Raw genomic sequence first — 4,699 nt, forward strand, 5'->3', positions numbered from 1 at the left:
CCTGCGGGGCCCTCATGCACGCGGACGACAACGCGTCCCACAACATCGGCCGCAAGGGCGAGACGGTGTGGACTGCGGGGCGTGAGTCACGCGTCCCTGCCACCCCATAGGGGTGTCTGGACGGAGGAGCCAACCCAGCAGCCAGTTGGGCGCTACCTCCAAGCCCGGCCCTTCAGGACCGGGTCAAGTTGACTGCGCATGTGGTTCGCGACCTGCCAGCCGACGATCGTCCGCGAGAACACGTCCAGGACGAGTGCCACATACGCCCAGCCGGACCAGGTGCGAACATACGTCATGTCCGCCACCCAGAGCTGGTCCGGCCGCGAGGCGGTGAAGTCGCGGTCGACCAGGTCTGGCGGGCGGGGCGCCGACGGTTCCGGCACGGTGGTCCGCCGCCGCTGTCCGCGGATCACGCCCTCCAGGCCCAGCTCGCGCATCAGCCGCTCGACAGTGCAGCGGGCCACGTCGATGCCCTTGCGCCGCAGCGCGCGTGTGTTCCACCGGGTCCCATAGGTGCCGCCCGACTCGGCGTGGATCTGCTCGATCAGCGGCATGAGCTGCTCGTCCCGGAGCCGGCGCGCGGACTTCGGCTGCTTCTTGCGGGCGTAGTAGGCGGACTCGACCAGCCGAGCACCCGGGATACGGGCCCGAGCCCGAAGCCGTTCTCCTTCAGGTCGTCGATCACCTGGCCGGCCTCGTCCGGGGACGGTCGAGCTCCTGGGTAAAAAAGCGCCACTCGCCGCTTTGAGGATGTCGTTCGCCCGCCTCAACTCTGCTACTTCTTTGCGGGGTTGCTTCAGGTCCTCACGCTCGGCGGTGGTCAGCCGGTCGTCGCGTTCCCCGGTGTCCGCCTCGGCCTGGCGGACCCAGCCGCGCAGGGCCTCCTTGTGGATGCCCAGGTCCTTGGAGATGTGCGCGATCGGACGGCCCGTCGTGCGGACCTCGCGGACCGCCCGCTCACGGAGCTCGTCCGCGTATTTACGTGGTGGTGGTACTGCTCGTGGTTCTTCTTCGGGCCAGGATCATAAGCCTGGCTTCAGGGACTCCACGAAACCGGGGGCAGCTCATGGTGGTGTTGTCCGGGTTATTCGGTGTTCTCGTCGTATGGGGTGGCCAGGCGTAGGGCGAGGTCGGTTGCCCAGTTCTGGATCCATTGGCGTAGTTGGGTGATGTCGTCGGGTGTCATGCCGTAGGCGGCGAATTCGTGGTCGGAGGTGTAGTCGGCTGCTTCGAGGCGGGTGTGGAGTTCTTCGAGGTCGAAGTCTTCGTCGTGCTGGGCGCCGAGTTGTTCCATTTCGAGGGTGCTGTAGAGGTGGCGGGCGCTGAAGACGTCGAGGAGGTCGCGGGGGAAGCCGCGGTCGTGGACGGCCCGGGTTTTCAGCCCGATCGTGTCGTCGACCGACAGCACCGGTCCCGCGCTCGTCTGTGTGGGGGGCCGGGTGAAGACCTCTTTGAGGATGTCGAGCTCGCAGGTTTCACCCGTGGCCGTGTCGGTGGCGGTGAGTCGGGACATGCGGGGAGCCACCTCGATGACGCCGACCTGCCATCCCTTGTGTGTCAGCGCCTCGACGAGATGGCTGGTGATCACATCCAGCCCTGCCTGGTGGGTGGTGGCGAAGTCCAGATCCTGGCTGAGTCGCGATACCAGGTCGTGGGCCTGGACGGCGTAGCCGCCTGCCAGGACGAGACCGTAGGAGGCGCCGGCGTCGAGGGCGTCGGCCAGGAGCCGCTGGTGCAGCGGGGGAAGTTTCACGCCGCGGCGGCGGGAGAAAGCGCCGGGAAGCGCTGTTCCCAGCAGGTACGCAGCGGTTTGCCCACCACGCGGCGCAGGATGGGCCAGTAGTGGCGCAGCAGGTTGCTGTTGAGGTAGGTCACCAGATCGTCGCGGTGCCCGTTGTTCAGCACGATGCGGTAGAGGCCGATCACGAGCCGCTCGTCGGCGAGGTCGAACTCTGTCAGGCCGGACCAGGCCAGGTGCTGCGGCAGGCGCACCACACCTGTTGCCGGCCCGTGCAGCTCTTCCAGGGACCGGGGCAGGCGGTCGGCCAGGTGGCTCCACCGGGGGTGCAGCGACACGTCTCCATTCACCCTCTCAGTATCCCTTGTCGGGTGCGGTGTGCGGCGCCCCGACACTGCACGTTCCGGTGCGCCGACGACACTTCCCGTGTTCTTGGCTGGCGACTGAGCGACTGCACTGCCCACCTGCTCAACCGGGCCGAGATCTTCGGCGCCTACTGGACGGACGCCGCCACCGGCGAGCCGTTCCGGTCGGAGCCCGGCGCGGAGTACGCCGACGCCCCGCCCGTGCCGGCCTGACGCCCGTCACCGGGGCGCAGCCCGACCGGCTGCGCCCCACCCGGCCCGGATCGGCGGAGCGCGTCGAGGAACTTCGCCGCGAGCTGGCGGATGTGCCCGCCACGGAGTCCCGGGGGAACGCATGATGGAGGGCTCACGGGTCCGCCTCACGATCCCCTGACCGGGCGGTGGCGCGATCTTCTCAACAGGACGGGTCCCGCCCGTGAGGGCCGTCCGGTGGAGAGTATCGGACGGAGTGTCCGAAGTCCGGGCCCCGGTCCGGAGCGGGAGCGTCACCTTGGCATCCGCGAGGTCGTCGTGGACGCGGGGAGCGCCCATCGGTCCTGGCTCGATCTGCTCTGTGTCGCGCTGCTCGAACGACAGGCGCAGACCGGTCCGGGGGCGTTCCGGAGCTGGTCGTCATCGGAACCGAGACGCTGCGAGCACAGAGTTCGCCCACCATCTCGGCCGACCCGGACACCGTCATCCCCCTGGGTGCCATGGGTGCCGGCTCCCTGACGGTGTCGCTGGCTCTCTTTCGTATGGAACGTCGGTCACGCCTGCGCGACATCGTCAATTCCATCGAGGATCTGGGCCGACTGCTCGACTATCACGGTGACGTCACCGGTTCCACGGCCGTGGCGTGGAACCTCGTCCGCCGGCTCGAGGCGCTGTCGGCAGTACCGGGGTGACCGTACCCGTCGCGGGCACCGCACGCTTACAGGCGGGCCAGGACGGCCCGGAAACATACCAGTTGCTGGTCGGCTCGTTCAGGTCGGATGAATCCACGTGGTCGTCGGGGCCCGGCCTCGAGGTACGGGAGGGAACGGTGACACCGGCGGGCCCCGCCGCCGCGAGCGGGGCCGGCTGGCGGGGTGCGGACTTCATGCTCCTGCGTGCGGGCCGGCCCGTCTCCGCGCCGCGCGCCGACGTGCGCACCCTGCAACAGCGCAGCCGGGACCATGGCTTGACAGTGGTCAGGCCGGGTGCGGAGGTCGTCTACGACGAGGAGAGCTGGAGCCTTCGTGCCGCCCGGGTCCGGCAGACGTCGCGAGCCGGCCGCATCGTCAGACTGGCGGTGGCGGGCGAGGCGGCGGCCGCCCGTACCGAGTACCGGGCCGCCCTGGCTCAGCCCGGAGCCGACGGCCCGCTCATCGACAGCCTGACGAGCCGGATCACGAGCCTGGACGAATACTGGCTGGTGGACGACGTGCTGGGAGGTGCCGGGCAGGCGGACTCCGGGGAGGCACTGCCCGAGACCGCCACGTCCCGGCAGTTGCGAGACCGCCTCGGCACACGCCTGGACCATCTGCCGGGCCTGCTGCCGCAGCCGTCGGCACAGACTCCGGGGCAGTTCCTTCCGGTGGTCACGCCGATCGTCTACGAGATCGGTGATGCCCTGGTGCCCCTCGCGGACTCCAGGCAGGACGGCGGTCGGTTCCTGTACGAGCTCATCCCCGCCATGAAGGACCGCATCCTGGCGGACACGGGGGTGCGGGTCCCGGGGGTCCGGGCACGTGGCACCGTTTCCCTCTCGGCACACGAGTACGAGATCCAGGTCGACGAGGTGCCCGTGCTCAGCGGCTTCGTCGCCCCTGATGCGCAGTACGTCGTCGGGCGGGCGGGGCGCGGGGCGCCGGATCGGTACGCGGAACCGACGAGCGTGCACCCGCTGACCGGAGCGCGCGGCTCGTGGCTTCTGTACCCGGCCGGCCATGACGACGACGAGGAAAGCGAGCGCGTCACGGCCGCCGAGTACCTGATTCACCAGCTGGAACTGGCCCTCAGAACCCACCTCGTGCACTACCTCGGCCCCCAGGAGGTGGACGGACTCGTCGAGGGCTGGACCAAGGAGGACGACGACGGACTCGTTAGCTCGGTGCTGACGGACAGGGCCGCCGTGCTGAAGCTCACCTGGGTTCTGCAGGCGCTCGTGACGGACGGTGTACCGATCACCGACTGGCGGTCGGTCCTGCGCGCGCTGCGGGAGGCGGGAGGGATGACGGCTCCGACGCGCAGTTTGTGCCGGGCCGCGCGGGAGGGGCTGCGGCACCGACTCGTGGCAGCGGGAGCCGGCCATCGGAGCATCCGTGTCCCCGCCGGGCACGAGGCTTGCCCTGCTGGGCCGGCATAACCCGCCCGCCGCCGTGGAACGCAGGGCGGCACGCATCCGGTTCCTGCACTGGCTGCGGCAGGCGGTCGAGGTGGACGGCCCGACTCTGTCGCTGGTCACCGGTTCACAGGACGCCCGAGAACTGATGGCTCCGCTTGTGCGCGCCGAGTACCCGTTCGTCATGACCTGGTCGGAAGAGGAGCCGACGGCGTCCGCTGCCGCGTGCAGGCCCGAGCGGTTTCGCGCCCATCGGGCGACAGTCGATGTGGCACTCGGGCCGCCGCTTTCATC

The 4,699-nt window shown here is 69.7% G+C and carries 5 protein-coding genes and 1 pseudogene; 3 read left to right on the forward strand and 3 right to left on the reverse strand.

From position 1 onward, the window contains the following. Positions 1–152: 152 nt before the first annotated feature. The 3 genes and pseudogenes from ACWD01_RS37195 to ACWD01_RS37205 all read right to left on the reverse strand — a co-directional run. Positions 153–923, reverse strand: a pseudogene (locus tag ACWD01_RS37195) (IS3 family transposase); the annotation flags it as partial. Between the two features lie 161 nt (positions 924–1,084). Beyond that, positions 1,085–1,753: a nucleotidyl transferase AbiEii/AbiGii toxin family protein gene (locus ACWD01_RS37200; RefSeq protein WP_451168383.1), complete on the reverse strand. Its 669-nt coding sequence runs from the start codon at positions 1,751–1,753 to the stop codon at positions 1,085–1,087. Then, on the reverse strand, positions 1,750–2,076 hold the full coding sequence (locus ACWD01_RS37205) for a hypothetical protein (RefSeq protein WP_451168385.1): 327 nt from the start codon (positions 2,074–2,076) through the stop codon (positions 1,750–1,752). Before ACWD01_RS37205 ends, ACWD01_RS37200 begins: the two co-directional genes overlap by 4 nt. Positions 2,077–2,837: 761 nt before the next feature. On the opposite strand from ACWD01_RS37205, the gene ACWD01_RS37210 reads away from it, so the two are divergent. The 3 genes from ACWD01_RS37210 to ACWD01_RS37220 form a co-directional block, all read left to right on the forward strand. After that, complete coding sequence (locus ACWD01_RS37210; RefSeq protein ID WP_451168387.1) at positions 2,838–2,987, forward strand: hypothetical protein; 150 nt, start codon at positions 2,838–2,840, stop codon at positions 2,985–2,987. After that, positions 2,984–4,429: an FHIPEP family type III secretion protein gene (locus ACWD01_RS37215; protein WP_451168389.1), complete on the forward strand. Its 1,446-nt coding sequence runs from the start codon at positions 2,984–2,986 to the stop codon at positions 4,427–4,429. The genes ACWD01_RS37210 and ACWD01_RS37215 overlap by 4 nt, the downstream gene beginning before the upstream one ends. Positions 4,430–4,442: 13 nt before the next feature. After that, positions 4,443–4,699, forward strand: a 257-nt coding sequence (locus ACWD01_RS37220) for a hypothetical protein (protein ID WP_451168391.1), incomplete at its 3' end; no start/stop codon positions are given.

The organism is Streptomyces sp. NPDC002835 (genome assembly GCF_053591995.1).